A 1988-nucleotide genomic window follows, 5' to 3' on the forward strand; every position below is an offset into this window, starting at 1 on the left:
ACAATCAAACGAAGTCGTAGATAAGCCTTATTCTGTCCCTGGAAGGCCAGGGAATAGCCCGTATTAGTTTCCTCGTGTAAGCATCATACATATCAAGGACTTGCTCTATTTCACCATGAACCTGGAAGAGTATAACGAGCCATTCGTCCTCAGATTCAGGATCATTCTCCACCTTGACCTCAATATTAGTAAGGTCATGAAACGATTGTTGGGCTAGTCGAAGCGCACGTTGGAAATGATCAATGATCTGTCGTTGTGCGCAAAAAGTAAGAACCTCGTCTGAAAGGAGTACGCTTCGTGCCTGGGAATGGACTCGTACGTTACCTGATGTGACGATCGAACCATTCGACCAGAGCACATTACGCACGCCCAAGCTAAGGTTGGATATTGCAATGTTTCTAGAATCAAGATATTCCGTTGGACTTAGTTGAGCAAAGCAGGTTGTAGCAGTAACAGTTGCACTAGAAACGTCGGTCACGTAGTTGACTGTCGAGAGTATTCCTTGCCCGCCCCAGACATCACGTGTTGGAGCGACTCGGTGGGTAAGCACCGTAGATGGCGTAACTCCCGGGATGGAAATTAGGTGACGTTGCCGGTGAGCAGGCTCTTCAGATGCTGCACTCATCGTATATAGGGGTCTATAGAGTGAGCCAGCGTGTCTATTTCTCGTGATGATGTCTTCTGTATCGTATCCAGTCATAGCTACGCCTTCCGGTTCCAGACCGTCTTTTGCACATCAGAATTAGTCAGGTCAGAGAACCCCCTTACTATCCACTCACGACTAAGCGCAAACCATTCCTTGACGTGATCGAGTTCAGAGATTCCAGGAATGCCTCTCGCGGTGAGTTCGAAAAGGAGCGTTGGCGCATTATCTTTGATGCGTCTTGCCTGTCTTAATGATACATGAAGCCGACCCAGTCTGTTGGGGAGCAGGAAGGACGTTTTCCAAGAAAGTGACTCAGGAATTGGTAGAAAATCGTGTCCCTTTCGCCAAACAATGTCTGGGAATATACCTGTAATCTCTTCTGCAATAGTGTGGTTTTCATGAACTGGGATGTGATTGATATATGTCAATTCTAGCTGATTCAGCTTAGGCTTAGAGATGTTTTCAGACCGACAGAATTCGGAAAATCTTTCCCACGCTTGAAAAAACTTTTGAGAGACTACGTTGAATCTCGGGTAGATGTCGTCATCGGTGACTCGTTTCCAGTTATGGAGGAATCGATCACTCTGAACCTGCATTACCCAGTTTTCCTGCGCATCCAAGAAAAAGAGTCTTGGAAGCGGCGCTTCCTGCAGAAGTTCGAGCGTGGGTTGTTCCGTTTTGGCCTCTTGATCGAACCTTTCGATGACTGGGGCAAGAACTGGCATTTCCTTAAACTTTGGATAATCTGCTTTGATCGCTTGCCAAAAGAGGCCGATCAAAGGAGTCCGCAGTTCAGGGAGAGGAGAGAACTGAACACCATAGACCACTTCGATTACTGGTGGTCTTTCGTAATCAGGGAGGGGATTCGTTGTTCTGTCTGACATTAATAAGAAACAGTCGGCGAGTTCACAGAAACAGCGGCTCATTATGAGCTGAAATGGAGGCGATTGGCAATGTCGAAGTTTGTTCGGTCTAGGAAATGGTTGCATTACACTCCTGGCTCCTAACCTTGCCCTCTTAGGAGCAATGAATAATTTGATGATCAGCCTTGCTCGCTGGGTTCGGCTTTCCGAAGGGGCAACCTGGTCGATATTCCACTGCGCGCGTCCAACGAGGGCTACTCAATAAATGCTCCTTCAAAGTGTGTCTCTCCGGAAGCGCACTCGTGCCGGTCCAACTGCGGCCATCGATTCACGGTTCGCGGCTTGCATGCTCCTTCCAAACTTGGTTGGTTCTCTTCTCACCGGAAGGTGGCCTGATTGATCTCAAGCTGCGCGCGTCGCGACCCGTTGCATCAAACCAAGAGCAATGGGTCCCCCGGCACCGCCCTTATATTTCTTCC

Annotated in this window: 1 protein-coding gene; it reads right to left on the reverse strand. The window is 48.4% G+C overall.

What is annotated here, in order from left to right; genetic code table 11:
- Window positions 1-702: 702 nt before the first annotated feature.
- Complete coding sequence (locus ACOSYY_RS19715; RefSeq protein WP_421664664.1) at window positions 703-1572, reverse strand: TIGR04255 family protein; 870 nt, start codon at window positions 1570-1572, stop codon at window positions 703-705.
- Window positions 1573-1988 lie beyond the last annotated feature (416 nt).

This window comes from Nitrospira sp. BLG_2 (assembly GCF_049222245.1).

What these genes read in the sequence shown, in the direction of transcription:
- ACOSYY_RS19715 (WP_421664664.1), bottom strand. Translation starts at nt 1,572, where the DNA reads ATGAGCCGCTGTTTCTGTGAACTCGCCGACTGTTTCTTATTAATGTCA.